The following is a 23928-nucleotide window of genomic DNA, read 5'->3' on the forward strand; positions in this document are numbered from 1 at the left end:
GCCCGCAGGGGTAACAGCATCAGGACGATGCTGTCGGCAGGTTTGCACCGAGAGCACCGCCTTTCAGATGTTGCCCCTTTGATTGGACGTGTCGTCAAACACCAGGCCCCATCAACGGCTCAGTACCTGACCTCCACCCCCACGTACGCGCCAATCCCATCCCCCGGCCAGAACGACGCAGTATCCTGCCCGCGCGCGTTGTACACCGGCGTCACCGCCGTCACGTACGCCTTGTTCGCCAGGTTCTTCAGGTCCAGCGACACCTTCCAGTTGCCCTTCGGCGCCTCATACCCCAGGTTCGCCCCCCAGATGGTGTACGACGGCGCATACAGGGTATTGGCATAGTCCACTGCCGTGCGCGAGGCTGACTGTACGTTGACGCCGGTGTACCAGCCGCTGTGGTCCTGGTACTGCAGTTCACCCTGGTAGATGTGCTTGGGCACGCCCGGCAACTGGTTGTCGCCGAAGGTGTCGTCATGCCGGTAGTAGAAGTCGTTGTAGGTGTACACCTGGCGCCAGCGGACCAGGTCGCCCTGAGGGTTTTCCCAAAGGCGGGTGTTGAGGCCGGCTTCGACACCCTGATGGATGGTTGGCGAGGCGTTGAAGGCGCCGGTGACCGCTGCCGACGATGACGTGGCGGGGATGATCTGCACGTTCAGCAGCTCGTCGTGGATCCACGAGCGGTACAGGGCCAGGCTGCCATCGAAGATGCCGTGCGAGCCCTTGATACCGACCTCGAAGGTGTTGGCCTTCTGCTCCACCAACGGGCGGATGTAAGGCAGGGTCGGGCCGGAGCCCGAGTACTCCCAGGAAGCAGGCGGGTCGATGCTGCGGCTGAAGTTGGTGAATACCTGCAGGTTCGGGCTCAACTCGTAGCGCAGGCCAATGCGCGGGGCGACGCTCCAGTTGTCGTAGTCCACGTGCTGCGGGAAGTTGGTGGTGTTGGGGTTCACCGCGTGGTCGATGTTGATCTTGCGCCGCACGTTGATGAACGACACGCCGCTGGTGAGCCAGAGGTTGTCGACCAGGTTGAGGTCGTTGCCCAGGGCGATCACCCGGTCGAACGAGTCCTTGTAGTTGACCTGCTTGAGCGACACCTTGTCGTCGTTGGCCGAGTTCACCCCGCCACGCAGGTGCTGGGTGGAGGTGACGGCGATGTTGCTGCGGCTTTCGTGGCCGAACAGGTAGTCGACCCGGTCATAGCCCAGCAACAGGCCGAGGTCGTGCCAGTCCCAGTAACTGGGATTGCTCGGGCTGCGTGGGCTGTTGGTATGGCGATAGTCGTGATACGACAGGCCGAAGGTCAGCCGTGCATCGTCGTCAAAGGTATAAGTGGTCTTGCTGCCCACCCAGATGCTGCCCGGGCGGCGCGCACCGGCACCGCTGCTCTCGGCGGTGGCGCTGGCGCGGCGCGGGTGGTGCAGTGCGGCGTTGAGGGTGGTGGCGCTGGGGTCGTTGTGGGTTTCATCGCGGTAGCGCAGCAGCAGGCGGGTTTCCAGCTTGGGGCTGAAGCGGTAGCCGGCATTGGCAACGATGCCCGAACTCTTCGACAGGCTGTAGTCGCGATAACCCTCGTTGCGGTAGTTGTCGGCTTGCAGGTAGTAGTCCAGGTCGCCCTCGACCCCACCGTAGCTGATGCTCTGTTTCTGGTAGTGGTAGCTGCCGGCTTCGGCGCGCACGCGCAGGCCAGGGGCGCTGTAGCCGCTGTGGTTGACGAAGTTGACCGCGCCACCGAGGGTCAGCGCGCCATACTGGAAGGCATTGGCGCCGCGCAGGATCTCGGTGTAGTTCACGCCGCTGGCGTTGAGGAATTCGTAGGGTGTGCCGCCAGGGCCGGTCAGCGGCAGGCCGTCGAACAGGAACTTGATGCCTTCACGGAAGTAGCCGGGCGAGGTGTTGGCACCGGAGCCGCGGATCGAGATCTTCGCCGCGTCGTTGCCGCCGGTGGACTGCACGAATACGCCGGGCTGGTAGCCAAGGGTGTCCTGCAGGGTGGCAGTGCGGCCCTTGGCGACCTCTTCACTGTCGACCACGCTGGTGCCGCCGGGCACCTCGGCCAGGGCGCTGGCGGCCTGTTGCACTTCGGATTGCTTGGCGGCCTGCACGGTTACCGTGCCGAGGGTCTGGTCAGCGGCCAGTACCGTGACCGGGGCCAGCAGGGCCGTGGCCGCGGTGGCCAGGGCGGCGTGGCGGATGGCCAGGCGCAGTGGGTGGGGTTGAATCGCACGCATCGTTGAATTCCTTGAAAGTCATCGTAGATCCTCGGCGTTCTATGGGAATAGTCAGGCCTGTCGGAATGGGTGAGAGCAGTTTCTGTGCCAGCTGGCGAAAGGCCGGAAGTTTGGGGGTATGGCCAAAGTTTTAGTGTGAAGTGCTGAATAAAAAAGCAAATTTTGTTGCGCCCCTGTTGTTTGCGGAACAGTGCAGGTTATATCCAAATATCCGAATGCTATGGCGCAACCTGGGGGAGCGGCTTTAGCCGCGATCACCGGCGCAGCCGGTGCCATGCAACGCGTTGGATTCTTCGCGGCTAAAGCCGCTCCCACAGGGGACGCGGATTGATTGCAATTTCAGTTATTTACGCGACAGCGCAGCCCACAGGGTTGGATGTTGTCAGCGCAACAGGGATGAAACAGTTTGTATGGTTAATGCGTCAGGCCGTTTGAACAAACCTCAATGAATGCGCAGTGTTAGCGCTGGCACGACAACTGCAATAGCCCTTTATGTAGCCGTCTATATAAAGGGCCCCTTGTGCAGCTGAATTGCCGATTATTCAATACATGCCTGGTGGCCAGTGCGCTGTTAGTTGCCGCCTGCCCACCCGCCACGTCCGCGCAGAGCCAGGCGCTGCTCAAGGGCGAAGCGCTCAGCGAAGTGAACGGCGTGATGCGCTACCCGGTCAGCGATTTCGTCGAGCAGCAGCCCGGCAAGCGCGGTGGCACCCTGCGCGTGTCGGCAGCGACCGACGCCGGCAGCTTCGATATCCACGCGCTGTCCAATGGCAACATGCAGTGGATGGGCCGCATCCTGTTCGATTGCCTGGTGTACCAGGCCGAGGACGGCACCCTCACGCCGTGGCTGGCGAAAAGCTGGGACATCAGCGCCGACGGCCTGACCTACACCTTCCACCTGCGCGACGACGTCACGTTCAGCGATGGCGAGCACTTCAACGCCGAGGCCGTGCGGGTCAACCTCGAACACATGCGTGACCCGACGACCAAGTCGCCACTGGCCGCCGCCTATATCGCGCCGTACCTGCAGGGACGGGTGGTGGACGAATACACCTTCGAGGCGACCCTGCGTGCGCCCTATGCGCCGTTTCTGGATGTGCTGTCGCAGGCCTGGCTGGGGATGATCTCGCCGCGGCAGATCCTCGAAGCGCCGAAGACCATCGCCAGTCAGCCCATCGGCACCGGGCCTTTCGTGCTGACCGGCTGGGTGCGCGACCAGCGTGCCAGCTTTGTCCGTCGCCCGGGATACGATTGGGCGCCGCCAGCGATCAACCACCAGGGCGAGGCGTATCTGGACGGCATCGAGTTGAGCTACGTGCCTGAAGCGATGATCCGCTACACCTCGCTGGAAGCCGCCGACAACGACATGGCCCTGGAGGCACCGGCGCAGAATGCCGCAGCGATCCGCGCCAACCCGCAGCTGACCCTGCGCAACCGCATTCGCAAGGGCAACCCGTCGCGTAGCATCACCTTCAATGTCGAGCGTGTGCCGTTCGATGACGTGCGGGTGCGTCAGGCCGTGGCCAAGGCCATAGACCGTGATGGCCTGGCGTGGATCTCCGGCTTCGGCGAGTACCTGGCCAAGGGGGATTTCCTGGCCGTGAATACGCCCGGCTATGACCCGGTGGCCCGCGATGCCTTGGCCTTCGACCCGGCCGAAGCCGGGCGCCTGCTCGACGCTGCCGGCTGGACCGGCCGTGACACCGAAGGCTATCGCACCCGTGGTGGCCAGCGCCTCGGGGCGACCTTGCTGACCTATGACAACCCGGCGTTCCCGGCCAATGTCTCGGTGGCAGCCCAGGCGGACCTGCGCAAGGTCGGCTTCGACCTGCGCATCGAGTTGCTGCCGCTCAGCAAGGTCATGGAGCTGCGTTACCGCGGCGACTTCGACGCCATCGGCGGCGGCTATTGGCACACCAACACGGCCGATGGCCTGTTCATCCTCTACCACAGTCAATCCATCCCCAGCGCACGAATGATCGGCCAGAACGTTGGCCACTTCCGTGACGCCACCCTCGACCGGTTGCTTGGCGACGCCCGGCGCAGCACCGACCCGACGCACCGCCGCGAACTGTATCGCCAGGCCCAGCAACGCCTGGGCGAGACCGTGCCGGCCGTGCCTTCGGTGGAAAGCCAGATGCTGCTGGCCTACCGCAACGCAATCGGCGGCGTGCTGTTCGATGGTTCGCACAATGTTCCCCTGTTCACCAGCGTATGGCTGGCAAAGGAGCAACCATGAAGCTGCTGTCGATCTTGCTGCGCCGCCTGCGTGACGGTGTGATAGTGCTCTGGGCGGCGGCCAGCCTGACTTTCCTCGGAATGCAGCACAGTGGTGGCGACACCGCCCTGGCGATCCTCGGCGGCCCGGATGCCATGCCGAGCGAAGCGCTGCTGGCCCAGGTGCGTGCCGAGTACGGCCTCGATCAACCGCTGTGGGTGCAGTACGGCCACTACCTGGCGCGCCTGGCCAAGGGCGACCTGGGCGAGTCGTACCGGTTGCGCATACCGGTCAGCCAGGCGATTGGCGAGCAGGCTGCCGCGACCCTGGCTTTGGCCAGCAGCGCGGCGGTGCTGGCAGTGCTGCTGGCGGTAGCCTCGGCGCTGCTCACCGCCAACCGTGGGCGGCGTTTACGGGCGGTGGTGTCGGGCATCGAGCTGTTGCTGTCATCGGCGCCCAACTTCGTGATCGGCACGCTGCTGCTGTTGGCCTTCGCGTTCTACTTCCATTGGTTGCCGCCGTCCGGGTCCAGCGGTTGGCGCTCGCTGGTACTCCCGAGCCTGGCCCTGGCGGTGCCGATCGCGGCGGTGCTTGCCCAGGTGTTGCGCCAGGCGCTGGAGCAGGTGCTGGAACAACCCTTCATCACCCAGGCCCGTGCCCGTGGCATGGGCGATATCGCTGTGCGTCTGCGCCATGCCCTGCGTCATGCCCTGGTGCCGCTGGTGACCCTGGCCGGCTACGTGTTCGCCAGCCTGCTCGGCGGTGCCGTGGTGCTGGAACTGCTGTTCGGCCGCCAAGGCATTGGCCGTTTGATGCTCGACGCTACCGCCACCAAGGACGTGCCACTGGTGCTCGGCGTCACCCTGCTGGCGGCAGCGATCTACGTGCTGGTCAACCTGCTGGTGGACCTGGCGACCCAGGCCATCGACCCGCGCACCGCACGCTCCTGAATTCACCTGAAAGGAACCATCATGAGTCAAACCACGATTACCGATGCCGAGCTGGACGCGCGTTTTGCGCCGATCTACGCGCGTATCGCCGAAGGCGCGGTGGCCCGCGAGCAGCAGCGCACCCTGGCCCATGAGCCGGTGGCCTGGCTACGCGAAGCCCGTTTCGGTGCCCTGCGCGTGCCGCGCAGCCACGGTGGCTCAGGCGCAACCTTGCCGCAGTTGCTGCGCCAACTGGTGCGTCTGGGGCAGGCCGACTCCAACCTGCCGCAGATTTTCCGCGCCCACTTCGGCTTCGTCGAAGGGCGGCTGTCGTCCGGCGACGCCGCCTCCCAGGACTACTGGTTCGCCCGCGTGGTCGCCGGTGAACTGTGGGGCGCGGCCATGGCCGAACGCACCGACAGTACCGGCAATTCCGTGCAGTTGAGCGAAGACGAGGGCGGTTACCGCCTGGACGGCGAAAAGTACTACTGCACGGGCACGTTGTACGCCGATTGGGTGGCGGCAGTGGCCAACCATGGCGACGACTTTGTCAGCCTCGTGGTGCCGACCGGTGCGCCGGGCGTGGAGCGGGTCGATGACTGGGACGGCTTCGGCCAGCGCCTGACCGGCAGTGGCACCACCCGTTTCACCCGGGTCAGCGTGCAGCCGCAGCACCTGCTGCGCCGTTTTGCCAAGGGCGAGTTGCGCGCCGAATCCTACCTCACCGCGTTCTACCAGGCGGTGCACCTGGCCACCCTGGCGGGCATCGGCCGTGCAGTGCTGGCCGATGCCGTAGCGTTCGTCCAGGGCCGCACCCGTGCCTTTGGTGTGCCGGGGCAGTCGCAGCCGGCCGCAGACCCGCGGGTGCAAGCGGTTATCGGTCGCCTGTCGAGCCTGGCCTTCGCCGCTGATGCGCAAGTCACCGCCGTGGGCCAGAGCCTGCAGGCGGTGCACGAAGCCGGGCAGCACGGTGAGGTGGCCGAGCAGCTTTACACCGACGCCGAGATCCACGCCTTTCAGGCGCAGCAGATCGTCCTGCCGCAAGTGCTGGAAGCGAGCACCTTGCTGTTCGAAGTCGGCGGCGCATCGGCCACCAGCAATGCCCGGCGCCTCGACCGCCATTGGCGCAATGCCCGGACCCTGGCTTCGCACAACCCGGCGATCTACCGCGAGCAGGCGTTGGGCAACTACTACCTCAATGGCATCAGCCCGGCCCAGGCCTGGCGCGCCCTTCACGCCAGCGCCAGCGAAGGGCAGGGCAGCGGCGACGAAGCCAGTGCAGTCTGATCAGGAGAACCGCCATGACCACGAAACAGATGAGCCTGGGCATGAACATCCTCGGCTTCGGCTCGCATTCCGGCGCCTGGCGCCAGGGTGAGGCGGCAATCGACGCCTATATCGACGTCAACTATTACCGCGATATCGCGCGTATTTCCGAGCGCGGCTGCCTGGATGCGATCTTCCTTGCCGATGGCCCGGCGTTGCCGCCGGATGTGTCCGCCCAGCCGGGCGGGCGCCTGGAGCCGACCGTGCTGCTCACCGCAGTGGCGGCCGCCACCGAGCGCATCGGCGTGATCGCGACCTGCTCCAGCACCTACAACGAACCCTTCAACCTGGCCCGGCGAATCGCCTCGCTGGACCATATCAGCGGCGGCCGAGCGGCCTGGAATGTGGTGACCAATGCCGGTGATGCGGCAGCACAGAACTTCGGCCTGGCGGGTGCGCCGCTGCATGTGGACCGTTACGGACGGGCCGAGGAATTCGTCGACGTGACCCTGAAACTTTGGGACAGCTGGGAGGAGGACGCGATCGTCGGTGACCGCAGCACCGGCCGTTTTGCCGACCCGGCCAAGGTCCACACCCTGGATTTCAAGGGCAAGCACTTTCAGGTCAAGGGGCCGCTGAACCTGCCGCGTTCGCCGCAGGGCAGGCCGGTACTGGTGCAGGCCGGCTCTTCCGAAGGTGGCAAGGCACTCGGTTCACGCTATGCCGATGCGATCTTCACCACTCAGACCACCCTGGCCGACGGGCAGGCGTTCTATCGGGAAATGAAGGCGCGGGCCAAAGCCTGGGGCCGTGACCCGCAGCACCTGAAGATCATGCCCGGCCTGTCGACCGTGATCGGCAGCACCGAGGCCGAGGCCCATGCACGCTTCGACGAACTCAATGCCTGGCATGGCGAGCACGGCCTGTTGCAGCAGGTGGCGGGGCGTATCGGCATCGATGCCAGCGAGCTGGACCCGGATGCGCCATTGCCATGGGAACGGATTGGCGCGGTGGCGGATTTCGAGCGCGGGTCGCATGGTTTTCTGGAGGCTCAGTTGAACCTGGCGCGCAGTGAGAACCTGACCATTCGCCAGCTGTCGCGGCGGATTCTGGTCGGGCACCGGTTGGCCGTCGGTACCCCGGAACAGGTTGCCGATACCTTGGCCGAGTGGTTTCTGGCAGGGGCGGGGGATGGTTTCAACATCATGCCCGACATGTTCCCGTCAGGTGCTCGGGTGTTCGTCGAAGAGGTGGTACCGCTGCTGCAGAAACGCGGGTTGTTCCGCACCGAATACACCGGCACCACCTTGCGCGATCACCTGGGATTGCCGAAAGCAGCGAACCAGTTTGCACAAGCCCGGCGCGAGACCGCACGGGCTGTCTGAGGGCTGTCGCCCAGACATCAACGCATCATCCAAGGACTCGATACCATGCGCTACCGCCCACTCGGCCACACCAACCTGCAAGTCAGCCTGCTCAGCCTCGGCACCATGACCTGGGGGCACCAGAACAGCGAACAGGATGCTCACCAGCAACTGGACGCTGCCCTTGCTGCAGGCATCAACTTCATCGACACCGCCGAGATGTACCCCACGCCCACCCGCGCTGAAACCTGGACCACCACCGAGCGCTACATCGGCACCTGGCTCGCCGCCCGCGGCAACCGCGACAAAGTCCTGCTGGCCAGCAAGATCGCCGGCCCGGCCCGCGACCCCGGTGGCCAGGCGCACATCCGCGATGGCCTGTCGCACCACGACCGCAAGAACATCGTCGCGGCCCTGGAGGGCAGCCTGCGTCGCCTGCAGACCGACTACCTGGACCTCTACCAACTGCATTGGCCCGATCGCACCAGCAACTTCTTCGGCATCCGTGAATACCCCTACGTCGACGACCATCCGCAAACGGCAGCCATCGAAGAAACCCTTGCGGTGCTGGACGAACAGGTCAAGGCCGGCAAGGTGCGCCATATCGGTGTGTCCAACGAAACACCGTGGGGTGTGGCGCAATTCCTGCGGCACAGCGAGGACAAGGGCCTGGCGCGGATTGCCAGCATCCAGAACCCGTACAGCCTGCTCAATCGCTTGTACGAGAACGGTCTGTCGGAGTTCAGCCATCGTGAGGGGATCAGCCTGCTGGCCTATTCGCCGCTGGCGTTCGGGGCGTTGACCGGCAAGTACCTGAACGGGGCGCGGCCGGAAGGTTCGCGATTGTCGTCGGTGTATCGCACGTTCAATCGCTACGGCAGCGAAGAGGCCAACAGCTCGATTGCCGGTTATGTGCAGATTGCACGGGAGCATGGACTGACACCGGCACAACTGGCTCTGGCGTTCGTCATACGCCAGCCGTTCGTGGCCAGTGCGATCACCGGGCAGACCACCTTGTTGCAGTTGCAGGAGAACCTGAGCGCACTGGATGTGCAATTGAGCGATGAAGTGCTGGCCGAGATCCAGGCCGTGCACCGCCGTATTCCCAACCCGGCCCCGTAGCCCACATGGCAAGGGCTTCGCCCTTGTTCGCGGCTGAAGCCGCTCCCACAGGGACCGCACGGATTCAGCCTTTGCGGTGATCCTGTGGGAGCGGCTTCAGCCGCGAATGGGCCGGTACAGGCGACACAAGAAGGACAGACATGAACGCAATCGTATCCATACCAGACACAGTGACCAGCAGGTGGCAGATTCGCCCAGGCCTGGCGCTGGCCTGGATCATATTGGGCCTGATACTGCTGGCAGTAACCTTCCCCGACTGGCTCTCGCCAACCGACCCGTTGGCCGCCGACGCCCGCCTGGCTTACCACCCGCCAGGCCCCGCCTTCTGGCTGGGCAGCGACGAGAACGGCCGCGACGTCCTCAGCCGGCTGATCCATGGCGCCCGCCCATCGCTCTACATCGGCCTGGCCGCCACCCTGGTCGGGCTCGGCCTGGGCACGCTGCTCGGCTTGCTCGCCGGCCTCGCTCCGGCCTGGCTGGACAACCTGCTGATGCGCGCCGTCGATGTGCTGCTGGCCTTCCCGGACCTGTTACTGGCGCTGGTGATCATCACCCTGTTCGGCCAAGGCACCAGCAACCTGATCCTCGCCGTCGGCATCGCCTCGGTGCCGCGCTATGCCCGCCTGGTGCGTGCCCAGGCCCTGACCATCCGGCGTGCCAGCTTCGTCGAGGCAGCCGTCACGCTGGGCCGCAGGCCTTTGGCAGTGGTGTTCTGGCATGTGCTGCCCAACGCCGTGCAACCCGTGCTGATCCTGGCCTGCATCGGCCTGGGTGGCGCCATCACCGCCGCCGCCGCACTGAGCTTCCTCGGCTTCGGCGCACCACCTCCCGCGCCGGAGTGGGGCGCGATGATGGCAGTGGCGCGCAATTTCATGGCCAACGCGCCCTGGCTGATGGCCTGGCCTGCGCTGGCGATCACCCTGACTGTCATTTCCATCACCGTCATCGGCCGCGACTGGCTGCGCCGTAGCGAGGGCAGAAACCCATGAGCATCTTCGAAAAGCACCCGGCACCCTTGGTGGATATCCGCGACTTGCGCGTGAGCTTCAACGGTGTGCCGGTGGTGCACGGCGTCGACTTGCAACTGCATGCCGGGCAGTGCCTGGCGCTGGTAGGCGAATCGGGCTCGGGCAAGAGCGTGACGGCGCGTACCCTGGTTGGCCTCACCGGGGTGGGTGCCCGCGTGCAGGCCCAGCGCCTGGCCTTTGCCGGGCAGGACTTGCGCCAGGTCGACGAAACGGGTTGGCAGCGCTTGCGCGGTGGGCGTATCGGCTTTGTCATGCAGGATGCACTGGGTTCGCTCGATCCGCTGCGGCGCGTCGGCGCCGAGATCGAAGAGCCGCTGCTGTTGCACACTGACCTGTCTGCTGAACCGCGGCGCTTGCGGGTGCTCGAACTGCTGCGCCAGGTCGGCGTACCTGAACCCGAAGTCCGCGCCCGACAATACCCGTGGCAACTGTCCGGCGGCCTGCGGCAGCGCGCCCTGATCGCCTCTGCCATCGCCTGCCAGCCGCGCCTGTTGATCGCGGACGAGCCCACCACGGCGCTGGACGCCACGGTGCAGGCGCAGATTCTCGACCTGCTGGAGCAACTGCGCGAGCGCGACAACAGCCTGTTGATGGTCAGCCATGACCTGGCCGTGGTCGCGCGCCTGGCCGACCGGGTGGCGGTGATGCGCCATGGGGTGGTGGTGGAGCAGGGCAGTGTCGAACAGATCCTGCAGGACCCGCAGGACCCCTACACCCAGCGCCTGCTGAGCGCGGCTCGGGCGGTGCATTTCAAACGTCCGGCGGCGCCGGCCCTGGCACTGGTGGAGGATGGCGTGGACGAACAACCCGTGGTGCTGGAGGCACGCGGCCTGAGCAAGGCCTTTGTCGGGCCGGACGGGCGGATGCGCCAGGTGCTGAACGACGTGTCCCTGCAGTTGCGCGCCGGGCAAACCCTGGGCGTGGTGGGCGAGTCCGGCTCCGGCAAGAGCACGCTGGGGCGCATCCTGCTGGGGCTGGAGCGGCCGGAGCAAGGCAGCCTGCAACTGGCCGGGCAGGACTGGCTTGCGTTGTCTGCCGCGCAGCGGCGCCAGGCACGGCAGGGGATCCAGGTGGTGTTTCAGGACCCGCTGGCTTCGTTCGACCCACGCTACACCGTGTTGCGGGTATTGGCCGAGGCGCTGGCGCATGCAGGTGTACCGCGTGCGCTGCAGCGCACCGAGGCGGCGGCGTTGCTGGAGCGGGTGCAGTTGCCGGTGGGGTTGCTCGATCGTCGCCCGCTGGAGTTGTCGGGCGGGCAGCGGCAGCGTATCGCGATTGCCCGGGCGCTGGCCATGAAGCCCAGGGTGCTGGTGCTGGATGAACCGGTATCGGCGCTGGATGTGTCGGTGCAGGCGCGCATCCTCGCATTGCTGGCCGAGCTCAAGGCGGAGTTGAACCTGGCTTGCCTGTTCATCTCCCACGACCTTGGGGTGGTGGAGCAGGTCAGTGACCACCTGCTGGTGATGCAAGGGGGAAGGGTGGTGGAGCAGGGCCCGGCAGCCCAGGTGCTCGGCCAGCCGCGTCAGGCCTATACCCGCGCTTTGCTCGATGCCGTACCTCATCTTCCGGCGGCGCGGCCAAGCTGGTTTACGCGGATTGCGGTGTAAACCCGTGCCAGCCCTGACGCGGGCAAGGCCGCTCTTGTAGAACTGCACATGACTCATTAAATGTGCAGGGACACTGTGGGAGCGGCTTTAGCCGCGAACACCGGCGCAGCCGGTGCCATGCACCGTGTTGGATTCTTCGCGGCTAAAGCCGCTCCCACAGGATCACTACAGGCTTCAAGGCTGTGGGAGCGGGCTTGCCCGCGAAGTGGCAGGAACAGCCAATCGGGAAATCTCAGGAGAGGCATCGACGATCACAAACAAAACACAGTTCACTGTCGCCCCACCAACACCCCCCGGACACTTTGCCCCCGCAACAGCACCTCACCCTCGGCAAACCCCAGCAAAATCAATCCCTTGAACCCGGCACAACTCCTGCAACAGGCCTATCGAAGCCCAGTCCCCGCAGGAGCGCCCTTGAACACACCCATCCTCCCCCTGATCCCGCTCTGCACCGCACTGGCCTTGCTCGGCTGCGAAAAAACCGAACAGCACGCCGCCGCGCAAAGCACCACGCCACAGCAGGGCGGCACCCTGGTCTACGCCACCGACCGCGAGCCCACCTGCCTCGACCCGCATGTGGCTGGCGACATGCCGCAGGTGTTCGTTGCCCAGCAGTACCTCGATTCGCTGGTGTCGATGGACAGCAACGGCCAGATCGGTCCCTGGCTGGCGACAAGCTGGGAGGTTTCGCCAGATGGCCTGCGCTACACCTTCCACCTGCGCCGCGACGTGCAATTCACCGACGGCACACCGTTCAATGCCGAAGCGGTCAAGGCCAACCTCGACCACATGGCCAACCCCAAGACCCAGTCCAGTACCGCTGGTGGCTATATCCGCCAATACCGCGGCACCAAGGTGCTCGACACCTACACTGCCGAAGTCACCCTGGCGACGCCCTATGCGGCCTTCCTCGAAGTGTTGGCCCAGGGCTTTCTCGGCATCCAGTCGCCCACCGCACTGCAACGCAGCCGTGACCAGAACTGCGAAAGCCCGGTCGGCAGCGGGCCGTTCAAGGTGGTGCGCTGGGACCGGCAGAACCAGGTGGAACTGGTGCGCAACCCGGCCTACAACTGGGCGCCACCGACCGCTCGGCACCAGGGCCCTGCGTACCTTGATCGCATCGTCTGGAAGTTCATCCAGGAGCCGTCGGTGCGCTTCGCCTCGCTGCAGGCCGGTGAGGTCGATGTGATCGAAGCGTTGCCACCAGAATCGCACGAAGCAGCACGGCGCAACCCGGACGTGGAACTGATCATTGCCCAGCGCCCGGGGAACCCCACCAACGGCACCTTCAACCTGCGCCGCGCACCGTTCGACGACATCCGTGTGCGCGAGGCCTTCGTTCGCAGCGCCGATGTTGAGGGGGCGCTGAAAAGTGTGTACTTCGGCGAGTTCCCCCGCGCCGGTGGCCCGTTGAGCTTGGCCACGCCGTTCTACAGCGGTGACTTCGAGCGCGGCCAGGACTATGACCCGGCCCGCGCTGCCAGGCTGCTCGACGAGGCTGGCTGGACCGGCCGCGACAGCGAAGGCTACCGCACCAGGAACGGCCAGCGGCTGCGCGCCATCGTGCTGATCGGTGCGCGCACGCCGCCGTCGGAGCTGACCCTGTGGGAACAGGTGCAGGCAACTACCCGCCAGGCAGGCCTTGAGCTGGTGCTGGACCAGATGAGCGATGCCCAGGTCACCGCGCGCCAGGCCGCCTGGGACTATGACATCCGCATCGGCTACTGGAACACCAACACCCCCGATGTGCTACGCATCATCTTCACCACCGCCTTCGTGCAGCCGGCCGGGGTTGGCGGTTACCACCAGAACTCCTCCGGCTATGCCGACCCCGGTTTTGACGCGCTGCTCGACAGTGCGCTGGCCACCCAGGATGCGGACCTGCGCCGCCAGCGCTACTTCCAGGCGCAGCAACAGGCTGCCGCGCAGTACCTGCAACTCACCACCTACCCGCAAAGCACGCGCCTGGGCATCTACAAGACCGCCCATGGCGTGCGCCTGGAGCCTTCGCTGGCGGTGACCTACCTCTATGACGCTTGGGTGAACAAATGACTACGACGACACTCGCGGTGATCGACCCACGCCGCGAACGCCTGGCCGCCCTGGGCCGGCGCGCCACCCTCCGCCTGGCCGGCGGCGTGCTGGTGCTGTGGGCGGTGGCGACCCTGACGTTCTTCGCACTCCGGCTGATGCCGGGTGACCCGGTGCTGGCGATCCTCGGTGGCCCCAGCGGCAACCCCACGCCCGAAGCGATTGAAGCCGCGCGCGTGGAGTATGGCCTCGACAAGCCGTTGGCCGTGCAGTACGTGTTCTACCTGGGGCGCCTGCTGCAAGGTGATCTGGGGGTGTCCTACTCGCAGCACCTGCCGGTTACCCGGGTGCTGGCCGAGCAGGGCGGGGCGACCTTGGAACTGACCATCGCCGCCCTGCTGCTGGCCTGGGTGCTGGTGCTGCTGCTGACAGTGGTCACCGCCGGGCGCGGCAGGCTGGTCGGCGGCATCGCCTCGCTGGCAGAAACCCTCAGCGCGGCACTGCCGCACTTCTGGCTCGGCGTGGTGCTGCTGGCGGTATTCGCCTTCGGCCTGCGCTGGTTCCCGCCGGCCGGTAGTGACAGTTTCGCCAGCCTGATACTCCCGGCGTTATCCCTGGCGATTCCGCTGGCCGGCTTCATCGCCCAGGTCACCCGCGAGTCGCTGGAACTCACCCTCGATCAACCCTTCATCCTGACCGCCCGTACACGCGGCATCAGTGACCTGGCCGTGCGCTTTCGGCACGCCTTGCGCCACGCCTTGCTGCCAGGTGTGTCGCTGTCGGGCTGGGCCATCGGCGCACTGATCAGTGGTGCGGTGGTGTGCGAGGTGATCTTTTCCCGCAAGGGGGTGGGGCGCCAGCTGTACCAGGCAGTGCAGGCCCAGGACCTGCCCTTGGTGATCGGTATAAGCCTGGTCGTTGCGGCTGGCTATGTGCTGGCGAACATTCTGGTCGACCTGCTGTACCAGTGGATCGACCCTCGGCAGCAGGAGGCTGCAGCATGACAGACCTGACCCATGATCAAGCCCTTGCGCCGTTGCGCCGGCAGCATCATCTGAAACTGCCGCCGCTGGGCGCAAGCCTGGCGATCCTGTTCCTGTTCGCATTGCTTCTGGCCGCGTTGGCGCCGGGGCTGTTCACTCGCATCGACCCATTGGCCATCGTACCGCGGCAAGCGTTTCAGCCGCCCGGTTGGGCGCACTGGCTGGGCACCGACCAGTCAGGGCGCGACATCTTTGCGCGGATCATCCACGGCGCACGGCAGAGCCTGCTGATCGGCCTCGCGGCGACGGCCATTTCCATGGTCATCGCCATCGCCCTCGGCCTGCTTGGTGGCCTTGGCGGCGCACGCGTGGACCGTGCGGTCGGCTGGTTGCTGGAAGTGCTGTTCGCCTTCCCCAGCCTGGTGCTGGCGCTGCTGTTCGTGGCGGTGTTCGGCAGCGGCGTCGGCCCGCTGATAGTCGCCACCGGGCTGGGCGGTGCGCCGGGGTACGCGCGCATGGTCCGTGGCCAGGTGCTGGCGGTACGCAACGCCGGCTACATCGAAGCGGCGCGGGCGCTGGGGCACCCGACTGCGCGCATCGTGCTGCGCCAATTGTTGCCCAATGCCATGCGGCCATTGGTGGTGACGCTGACCATGGGCGTTGGCCAGGCCATCGTCTGGGCCTCGGCGCTGAGCTTCCTCGGCCTGGGCGCGCGGCCACCGGCGCCGGAGTGGGGGACGATGTTGTCCATGGGGCGTGACTTCATCGCCAATGCCTGGTGGCTCACCTTCTTCCCTGGCCTGTTCATCGTCCTCACCACCCTGGCGACCACCGTGACCGGCCGTTACATCCAACAACGTCTGGAGGGGCGCCTGCCATGAGCGACAAGACCTTGACCGTCGAAGGACTGAACGTGGCCTTTGATTACGGCAGCGTGGTCCGTGATTTGTCTTTCACCTTGCCGCCGGGCCGATGCGTGGCCTTGGTTGGTGAGTCCGGCTCGGGCAAGAGCGTCAGTGCCCGCTGCCTGGTCGGCCTGGCCGGCGCGCGAGCGAAAGTGAGCGCCCGTCGCCTGAGTTTCGCCGGCCATGACCTGCTCGACCTCAGCGAGCGGCAGTGGCGGGCGGTGCGTGGCAAGGACATCGGCTTCGTGCTGCAGGATGCGCTGGTGTCGCTGGACCCGTTGCGGCCTGTGGGCAAGGAAATTCTCGAAGTGCTGCAGACCCACGGATACGGTGACCGCCACACCCGTACTGCACGTGTGCATGAATTGCTCGGGCGAGTAGGCGTGCCGGATGTCGAGCTGCGTGCTCGCCAGCGTCCGGGGCAGTTGTCTGGCGGCCTGCGCCAGCGTGCACTGATCGCCAGTGCCCTGGCCCTGGACCCCGCGCTGGTGATCGCCGATGAGCCGACCACGGCACTGGATGCCACCGTGCAGGCGCAGATTCTCGAAGTGTTCCAGCAGATCAAGGCCCGTGGTGCCTCGCTGCTGATCATCAGCCACGACCTGGCAGTGGTCGCGCAATTGGCCGACGAGGTGGTGGTGCTGCGCCATGGCGAAGTGGTGGAGCAGGGGCCGATGCAGCAGGTGCTGCGCCAGCCGCGCCACCCCTACACCCGGGCCTTGCTGGCGGCAGTGCCGGCCGAGCACCCGCGCGGTAGCCGGCTGTCACCCGAGCGGGTTGGCGTGCGCATCGAACCGCGGGCACGCTCGCACGGTGACGTGCTGTTCGAAGGCCGTGGTCTGGGCAAGCGCTACCTCGGCCCCGACGGGCTGGTGCGGCAGGTGGTACAGGGTGTCGATTTCACCCTGCGTGCCGGGCGCACCCTGGGCATTGTCGGTGAGTCCGGCTCGGGCAAGACCACCGTGGCACGCATCGCCCTCGGCCTGCTGCAGCCCGACGAGGGTGAGGTGCTTTATCGCGGGCAACCCTGGAACCGCCCGGCCAACGCTGTGAGCGAGGCCGTGCGCCGGCCGTTGCGTGGCGAGATCAGCGTGATCTACCAGGACCCGCTGGGCTCGTTCGACCCGCGCTGGAGCGTGGCGCAGATTCTTGATGACGCGTTGCAGGTAGCCGGTATCGAGGCACCCGCCAGACCCGCACGCATCGCTGTGCTGCTCGACCAGGTGCGCCTGCCGGCAGCGCTTGCCCAGCGCCGACCGTTGCAACTGTCGGGTGGCCAGCGCCAGCGGGTGGCAATCGCCCGGGCCATCGCCAGCGAGCCCAAGGTGATCATCTGCGACGAGCCGGTCTCGGCCCTGGACGTGTCGGTGCAAGCCCAGGTGCTCGACCTGCTGACCGACCTGCAGGACGAACTGGGCCTGGCCTACCTGTTCATCTCCCATGACCTGGGGGTGATCCGCCATGTCAGCGACGACGTGCTGGTGATGCGCCATGGTCAGGTGGTGGAACAGGCACCGGTCGAACAGTTGTTCGATAACCCGGCCCACGCATACACCCGGCGATTGCTCGGCGCGGTGCCGCGCCTGCCCGGTAGCGGCGCCGAACTGGTGGTGCCGCCGCTGGACCTGGTGCACGAGGCGTTCGACCTGTTCGACGAAACCCGCCTGTGGAAGATCGCGATTTGAAGCTGAACTGAGACGTCAAGCCCTGCGCGGCTCCCCAGGGATCGCGCCAGCCTCAAGACATTGGCAAGACAGCTGCTCCCACCAGGCTCGGGTCGCTTAAACGAAAGATGCACTTAAAGGACTGAACCATGACCACATTTCAACGTTTCCCAACCCTGGCTCCGGCCACCAGCGTCGCGGAGCTGAAGGCCCGCATCGTGGCCTTGTTGCCCGCAATCGGCGAAGGTGCCGCGCAGCGCGAGCGCGAACGCCAGCTGCCCCATGCGGCCATTGCCCAGCTTGCGGCAGCCGGGCTTTACACCGTGCGTATCCCTGAGCAGTACGGTGGCCCCGGCGGCACTGTCAGCGATGTGATCGAACTGCTGCTGCAAGTCGCCTCGGTCGATTCCAACGTGGCCCAGGCCCTGCGCCCAGGTTTTGCCTTCGTCGAAGGCCTGCTGGCCGCGCAGGCCGAAGGCGCCGAGCAGGAGCGCGAGCGCTGGTTCGCACGCTATCTCCAGGGGGCGGTGATTGGCAATGCCGGCTGGGAACTGGGCGGTGCCAACGGCGCCATCGCCGCGCGCCTGGTGCGGGAGGGCGAGCACTTTCGCGCCAATGGCAGCAAGTTCTACAGCACGGGGGCGCTGTTCGCCGATTACGTCAGCGCCGTTGCCCTGGACGAGGACGAGCAGCCGGTGTCGTTCATCCTGCCACGCGACCGCGAGGGCCTGGAGCTGGTCGACGACTTTGATGCCATGGGCCAGCGCCTGACCGCCAGCGGCACCACCCATTTGCGCAATGTGCGCGTCGAGGCCAGCGATATCCGCACGCGCACCGTGGAGGAGGGCAAGCGCACCATCGTCACGCCGTTCCTGCAGCTGTTCCTTGCCACCGTGCTGGGCGGTATTGCCCGCAATGCGCTGGACGACGCCACCCGCTTCACCCGCGAGCATGCCCGCCCGATCAAGCACAGCACGGCCAGCCGCTCGGTGGATGACCCCTATGTTGAGCTGTCGGTAGGCGATATCGCTGCCCGTGCCTATGGCGCCGAGGCCATGGTGCTCAAGGCCGCTGCAACCATCGACAAGGCCTGGGCCGCGCAACTGGATGAAGCCGCCGTGGAGCAGGCCGCGATCGAGGTGGCGCAGACCCAGTACCTGGTCGCCGAGCTGGCGCTCAAGGCTGCGCAAACGCTGTTCGACGTTGGCGGTGCCTCCACCACCGGCCGCCAGCACAACCTCGACCGCCACTGGCGCAACGCCCGCACCGTGGCCAATCATAACCCCCGCCAGTGGAAGGCGGCGGTGGTCGGTGCCTGGCAGCTCAAGGGCACTCGCCCACCTGTCTCGGGGCTGTTTTGACTGCCCAGCCGGCCTTGCTGGCCGGCCATGTGCAAAGCCCCAAGGTGCCGGTGATCATCGGTGCCGCATTGTTCATGGAGCTGCTCGACAGCACTGCGGTGATGACCGCCCTGCCGCGGATGGCCGCCGATTTCGGCGAGCCAGGGCTGCGCATGAATCTGGTGGTGTCGCTGTACATGCTTGCCCTGGCCCTGTGCGTGCCGGTCAGCGGTTGGGCCGCCGAGCGCTTTCGCCCACGCCAGGTCATGTTGTCGGCGATGGGCTTGTTCACTTGCGCCTCGCTGGCCTGCGCCCTGGCCGATACGCTCTGGCAGCTGTGCCTGGGGCGCATGCTGCAGGGGGCAGCCGGGGCTCTGATGACACCGGTGGGGCAGGTGATCATCCTGCGCTGGTCGAGCCGTGAGCAGCTGCTGCAGGCCATGTCGTGGTTGGCCCTGCCGGCACTGGTGGGGCCGCTGGTCGGTCCGTTGCTCGGCGGTTTGCTGGTGACGGTGCTGTCCTGGCACTGGATCTTCCTGATCAACCTGCCTATCTGCCTGCTCGGTTGCTGGCTGATCCTGCGCCATGTACCGGACTATCCGGCACGGCCGGTGCCACCGTTGGACGTGCGTGGCTTGCTGCTCAGCGGCGGTGCCTTGGCCATGTTGGTGTTCGGCCTGGAATCGCTGGGGCTGGGGCAGTTGCCGCAGGCCTGGGCGATGGTGCTGGTGGCCGGTGGGGGAGCCTGTGCGTTGGGGTATCTGCTGCACGCGCGGCGACATCCCAATCCATTGGTGGACCTGTCGCTGTTGCGCCTGCGCAGCTTTGGCGTGGCCCAGGCGGGTGGCGGGCTGTTCCGCCTGGGTTCGGCAGCCCAGCCGTTCCTGATCGTGCTACTGCTGCAGAACTGCCTGGGCTTGAGCCCGTTGGCTGCGGGATGGCTGGTGGTCAGCGGCGGCGTCGGCGCGCTGCTGATGAAGGTACTGGCAGTGCCATTGGTGCGGCGCTACGGCTATCGACGGGTGCTCAGTTGCAATGCCGTGCTCAGTGGTGTGGGGATTGCCCTGTGCGCCAGTTTCGATCGTGATACTGCTGTGTGGCTGATGGCTATGGTGCTGTTCGCCGCAGGCCTGGTGCGTTCACTGCAGTTCTCGACGTTGGGGGCTGCCAGTTATCAGGACGTGCCCGGTGAGCGATCGGCGGCGGCCAGTTCGTTGTCGGCGATGTCCGTGCAGCTGACCATGGCCATGTCGGTGAGCCTGGCAGGGGGGCTGTTAGGGATGCTGGCCGGGTTGGACGGGCGCAGCGAAACCTCGGTGGCCGATATCGCTACGGTGATGGTGCTGTGCGCTGCCATGTGTGGAATTTCCGGTCTGGTGTTCCGGCGTTTGTCGGACTAGTCAGCACGCGAACACCACGTTCGTGCGCGATGCCGCGTTGCGGATATGCTCTTGCATCGCACGCTGCGCCCCGGCCTGGTTGCCACGGGCAAGCTGGCGCAGGATCTTGCGGTGTTCCTGCCAGGTCTCCATGGCGCGTTCCGGGCGAATGAACGGCAGCTTCTGGCTCTCCAGGAAAATGTCCTGGTTGGTGGTGATCACCTGCAGCATGGCGTGGTTGCCACTGGCTTCCAGCAGGCGACGGTGAAAGGCGAAGTCCAGGCGCGCGGCGGCCTCGAAATGGCCAGCACGCAGCTCCTGGCGCATCGACTCGACATTGGCTTCGAGCGCATCGATGTCCGCTGCCGTCAGGTACAGCGCCGCCAAGCCGGCGGCAAACCCTTCGAGTGCATAGCGCAACTGGAACGTATCGACGGCGGATACCTGTTCGGCATAGGGCCAGGAGAAACCGGTAGCGGGTGGCGGCGCCTGGACGAATACCCCCTTGCCCGGCTGTACGCTCACCAGCCCCAAGGCGCTCAAGGAGGACAGCGCCTCGCGCAGGGAGGCGCGGCTTACACCCAACTGCTCTGCCAGGTCACGTTGGGAGGGCAGGGCATCACCAGGCTGGTAGTCGCCGTCCTGGATCAGCCTGCGGATAGCCTGCAAAGCGATTTCCGGAACTGCACGGGGGAGTGTGTCGAGCATCTGTTCAGACCAGCTGGCAAGGGGTCTGCGCTTTTTAAAGGCTTTAGCGGTTGTCTGGCAAGTCTCGCCCCACGCTGACGCAACGGGGCAGGTGGCTGCACGAAAGGGGGGCGATGGCAGAGCGATTGGTGCTATCTGTTCAGACCAGTAAGACCGCGTGATGCCAAGGGGCGAAAGCGTATTCCGGGGCTGCCGGGCAACACTGGCACGGCCTGTGCTTTTCGGGCTAGGCAACTTCTTCGCATGCACCCGAGGCATTTTCCATGAAAAACATCCGTACCCTGTTTCTGGCCACCCTGCTTTGCGGCGGCGTCATGAGCGTTTCCCAGGCCCAGGCCGATGCGCTGGCCGACATCACTGCCCGGGGCGTGCTCAAGGTCGCCGTACCCCAGGACTTCCCTCCCTTCGGCTCGGTAGGGCCGGACCTCAAACCCCGCGGGCTGGACATCGACACCGCGCAACTGCTGGCTGACAGGCTCGGCGTCAAGCTGGTGCTGACCCCGGTCAACAGCACCAATCGCATTCCGTTCCTCACGACCGGCAAGGTCGACCTGGTGATTTCCAGCCTGGCAAGAACGCCGAGCGAGAAGCGGTGATCGATTTTTCCCGCCCCTACGCACCGTTCTACCTGGCAGTGTTCGGGCCGGCCGAGACGTCGGTCGACGATATCGGTGCCGTTGCCGGCAAGACCATCAGTGTCACGCGTGGCTCGATCGAGGACATGGCGTTATCCGCGGTCGCCCCACAGGGTACGATCATCAAGCGCTTCGAGGACAACAACTCGACCATCGCCGCCTACCTGTCGGGCCAGGTCGAGCTGATCGCCAGCGGCAGCGTGGTGATGGCTGTCATTGCCGAGAAGAACCCGGGCAAGGTGCCGGTGATGAAGGTCAAGCTCAAGGACTCGCCCGTGTACGTGGGCCTGGCCAAGCAGGAGCCGGCCTTGCTCGAGAAGGTCAACGCCACCCTGGATGCGGCCAAGGCCGACGGCAGCCTCAACCGCAATGCCGAAAAATGGCTGAAGCAGCCATTGCCGGCCGACCTTTGAACGGCCCTGGAGTCGCTGACCCATGGCCTATCAATTTGATTTTTCCCCGGTGCTGGCCCAGGGCGGCCTGCTGCTCGAAGGGGCTGTGTTCACGCTTGAGCTGACGTTGATCGGCACCCTGTTCGGGGTGGCCATCGGTGTGCTTGGTGCGCTGGTACGCGCCTGGCGACTACGGCCGTTCGATGCCCTGTTCGGCCTTTACGTGGAGCTGATCCGCAACACGCCCTTCATCGTCCAGTTGTTCTTCATCTTCTTCGGCCTGCCCGCGCTTGGCGTTCGGTTGACGGAATGGCAGGCGGCGGTACTGGCCATGGTGATCAACCTTGGCGCCTATTCCACCGAGATCATTCGGGCGGGTATCCAGGCCATCCCCAGAGGGCAACTGGAGGCTGCGGCGGCATTGGCCATGAGCCGTTTCGAGGCTTTTCGCCATGTGGTGCTGCAACCTGCACTGGCCAAGGTCTGGCCGGCCCTGTCGAGCCAGATCGTGATCGTCATGCTCGGGTCGGCGGTATGCTCGCAGATCGCCACAGAGGAACTGTCGTTCGCTGCCAACTTCATCCAGTCGCGCAACTTCCGGGCTTTCGAGACATACCTGCTGACCACGGCCTTGTATCTGGTCATGGCCATCCTGGTGCGCCAACTGCTGGCATGGTTCGGTCGACGCGCGTTGATGGGGAGACGCTGAATGGATTTCACCTTGTGGGACATCGTGCGCAACCTGCTCGCAGGCTTGCAATGGACCTTGCTGCTGTCGCTGGTGGCATTCGTCTGTGGTGGTATTGCCGGGCTGTTGCTGCTGTTGGCGCGCATCTCCGATAGCCGGTTGCTGCGTGGCGCGGCGAGGAGCTACATCGAGCTGTTCCAGGGGACGCCGCTGCTGATGCAGCTGTTCATGGTGTTTTTCGGCATCGCCCTGTTCGGCATCGATGTGTCGGCCTGGATGGCGGCGGCCATCGCCTTGACGCTGTTCACCAGTGCCTTTCTCGCCGAGATCTGGCGGGGCTGCGTCGAGTCCATACCACATGGCCAGTGGGAGGCCTCCGGCAGCCTGGCCATGAGCCGTCTGGAGCAGTTGCGCCATGTGATCCTGCCCCAGGCCCTGCGCATTGCCGTCGCACCGACAGTCGGGTTCTCGGTGCAGGTGGTCAAGGGCACGGCGGTGACCTCGATCATCGGTTTCACCGAGCTGACCAAGACTGGCGGCATGTTGGCCAACGCCACTTTTGAACCGTTCCTGATCTACGGTCTGGTGGCCGTGGGTTACTTCGTCCTTTGCTACCCGCTCTCGCTGAGCGCCCGTTATCTGGAGAGGAAGCTGCATGCCCCTGCTTAGAGTGTCCGCATTGCACAAGTACTACGGCGACAACCATGTGCTCAAGGGGGTCGACCTGGCGATCGAGGAGGGCGAGGTGGTCGCCATCATCGGCCGTAGCGGTTCCGGCAAGAGTACCTTCCTGCGAACCCTCAACGGCCTGGAGTCGATCAGCGACGGGGTGATCGAGGTGGATGGCGAATACCTGGATGCCAGCCGCGCCGACTTGCGCTCGCTGCGGCAGAAGGTTGGCATGGTGTTCCAGCAGTTCAACCTCTTCCCTCACCTGACCGTGGGCCAGAACGTCATGCTTGCGCCCCAGGTGGTGAAGAAGGCCGGCAAGGCCGAGGCCCGCCAGTTGGCCGAACAGATGCTCGCCAGGGTTGGACTGGGCGACAAGTTCGACGCCTACCCGGACCGCCTTTCCGGCGGCCAGCAGCAGCGGGTGGCGATTGCCCGGGCGCTTGCCATGTCGCCCAAGGTGTTGCTGTGCGACGAGATCACCTCGGCGCTCGACCCCGAGCTGGTCAATGAGGTGCTCAGTGTGGTGCGCCAGCTGGCCAGTGAAGGCATGACCCTGATCATGGTCACCCACGAAATGCGTTTTGCCCGGGAAGTCGGTGACAAGCTGGTCTTCATGCATCAGGGCAAGGTCCACGAGACGGGCCATCCGCGCGAGGTTTTCGCGGCCCCCCGGACAGCAGAGCTGGCGAACTTCATCGGTAGCGTGGCAGGGGGTTAGGGTCCATCGTGTTGCCCTGCGAAGGCGCCAGTGCCGATTCGGCGCGGC

The 23928-nt window shown here is 65.7% G+C and carries 18 protein-coding genes and 1 pseudogene; 17 read left to right on the plus strand and 2 right to left on the minus strand.

The genetic code is table 11. The features are described from left to right. Positions 1-119: 119 nt before the first annotated feature. Positions 120-2231, minus strand: coding sequence for a TonB-dependent receptor family protein (locus ACIQYU_RS08700; protein ID WP_402799012.1), 2112 nt, complete (start codon positions 2229-2231; stop codon positions 120-122). Between the two features lie 556 nt (positions 2232-2787). Here ACIQYU_RS08700 and ACIQYU_RS08705 point away from each other — a divergent pair. From ACIQYU_RS08705 to ACIQYU_RS08765, 13 genes are all read left to right on the plus strand, one after another. After that, entirely contained in the window at positions 2788-4470 is a 1683-nt protein-coding gene (locus ACIQYU_RS08705; RefSeq protein WP_402799014.1) for an ABC transporter substrate-binding protein, read from the plus strand. Continuing rightward, positions 4467-5399: an ABC transporter permease gene (locus ACIQYU_RS08710; RefSeq protein WP_402799015.1), complete on the plus strand. Its 933-nt coding sequence runs from the start codon at positions 4467-4469 to the stop codon at positions 5397-5399. The genes ACIQYU_RS08705 and ACIQYU_RS08710 overlap by 4 nt, the downstream gene beginning before the upstream one ends. Positions 5400-5420: 21 nt before the next feature. Beyond that, positions 5421-6665: an acyl-CoA dehydrogenase family protein gene (locus tag ACIQYU_RS08715; RefSeq protein WP_402799018.1), complete on the plus strand. Its 1245-nt coding sequence runs from the start codon at positions 5421-5423 to the stop codon at positions 6663-6665. Positions 6666-6679: 14 nt separating this feature from the next. Beyond that, a complete protein-coding gene (locus ACIQYU_RS08720) occupies positions 6680-8029 on the plus strand; it encodes an LLM class flavin-dependent oxidoreductase (RefSeq protein ID WP_402799021.1) in 1350 nt (449 codons plus the stop codon). A 45-nt stretch (positions 8030-8074) separates the two neighbouring features. Beyond that, positions 8075-9130: an NADP(H)-dependent aldo-keto reductase gene (locus tag ACIQYU_RS08725; RefSeq protein WP_402799024.1), complete on the plus strand. Its 1056-nt coding sequence runs from the start codon at positions 8075-8077 to the stop codon at positions 9128-9130. Positions 9131-9270: 140 nt separating this feature from the next. Beyond that, complete coding sequence (locus ACIQYU_RS08730; protein ID WP_402799026.1) at positions 9271-10119, plus strand: ABC transporter permease; 849 nt, start codon at positions 9271-9273, stop codon at positions 10117-10119. Further along, entirely contained in the window at positions 10116-11765 is a 1650-nt protein-coding gene (locus ACIQYU_RS08735; protein WP_402799029.1) for a dipeptide ABC transporter ATP-binding protein, read from the plus strand. Before ACIQYU_RS08730 ends, ACIQYU_RS08735 begins: the two co-directional genes overlap by 4 nt. Before the next feature lie 456 nt (positions 11766-12221). Next, positions 12222-13817: an ABC transporter substrate-binding protein gene (locus ACIQYU_RS08740; RefSeq protein WP_402799499.1), complete on the plus strand. Its 1596-nt coding sequence runs from the start codon at positions 12222-12224 to the stop codon at positions 13815-13817. Beyond that, positions 13814-14800, plus strand: coding sequence for an ABC transporter permease (locus ACIQYU_RS08745; RefSeq protein WP_402799031.1), 987 nt, complete (start codon positions 13814-13816; stop codon positions 14798-14800). The genes ACIQYU_RS08740 and ACIQYU_RS08745 overlap by 4 nt, the downstream gene beginning before the upstream one ends. After that, on the plus strand, positions 14797-15660 hold the full coding sequence (locus tag ACIQYU_RS08750) for an ABC transporter permease (protein ID WP_233693665.1): 864 nt from the start codon (positions 14797-14799) through the stop codon (positions 15658-15660). The genes ACIQYU_RS08745 and ACIQYU_RS08750 overlap by 4 nt, the downstream gene beginning before the upstream one ends. Beyond that, on the plus strand, positions 15657-17369 hold the full coding sequence (locus ACIQYU_RS08755; RefSeq protein ID WP_402799036.1) for a dipeptide ABC transporter ATP-binding protein: 1713 nt from the start codon (positions 15657-15659) through the stop codon (positions 17367-17369). Before ACIQYU_RS08750 ends, ACIQYU_RS08755 begins: the two co-directional genes overlap by 4 nt. Before the next feature lie 128 nt (positions 17370-17497). After that, positions 17498-18709 (plus strand): acyl-CoA dehydrogenase family protein, encoded by a 1212-nt coding sequence (locus ACIQYU_RS08760; protein ID WP_402799039.1) that lies wholly within the window; start codon positions 17498-17500, stop codon positions 18707-18709. Then, complete coding sequence (locus ACIQYU_RS08765; RefSeq protein WP_233693663.1) at positions 18706-20088, plus strand: MFS transporter; 1383 nt, start codon at positions 18706-18708, stop codon at positions 20086-20088. Before ACIQYU_RS08760 ends, ACIQYU_RS08765 begins: the two co-directional genes overlap by 4 nt. Here the strand turns inward: ACIQYU_RS08765 and ACIQYU_RS08770 are convergent, their stop codons facing one another. Continuing rightward, complete coding sequence (locus tag ACIQYU_RS08770) at positions 20089-20775, minus strand: FadR/GntR family transcriptional regulator (RefSeq protein ID WP_063912641.1); 687 nt, start codon at positions 20773-20775, stop codon at positions 20089-20091. It lies immediately after the preceding gene. A gap of 314 nt (positions 20776-21089) precedes the next feature. Between ACIQYU_RS08770 and ACIQYU_RS08775 the strand changes: the two are divergent. From ACIQYU_RS08775 to ACIQYU_RS08790, 4 genes and pseudogenes are all read left to right on the plus strand, one after another. Further along, positions 21090-21823 (plus strand): annotated as a pseudogene (locus tag ACIQYU_RS08775) (transporter substrate-binding domain-containing protein). A gap of 22 nt (positions 21824-21845) precedes the next feature. Beyond that, entirely contained in the window at positions 21846-22511 is a 666-nt protein-coding gene (locus tag ACIQYU_RS08780) for an amino acid ABC transporter permease (RefSeq protein WP_207831086.1), read from the plus strand. Continuing rightward, entirely contained in the window at positions 22512-23159 is a 648-nt protein-coding gene (locus tag ACIQYU_RS08785; protein ID WP_233693661.1) for an amino acid ABC transporter permease, read from the plus strand. After that, positions 23146-23880, plus strand: a complete 735-nt coding sequence (locus ACIQYU_RS08790) for an amino acid ABC transporter ATP-binding protein (protein WP_402799046.1) — start codon at positions 23146-23148, stop codon at positions 23878-23880. Before ACIQYU_RS08785 ends, ACIQYU_RS08790 begins: the two co-directional genes overlap by 14 nt. Positions 23881-23928 lie beyond the last annotated feature (48 nt).

The sequence above is a fragment of the Pseudomonas sp. NPDC096925 genome, from assembly GCF_044762545.1.
GTDB lineage: Bacteria > Pseudomonadota > Gammaproteobacteria > Pseudomonadales > Pseudomonadaceae > Aquipseudomonas.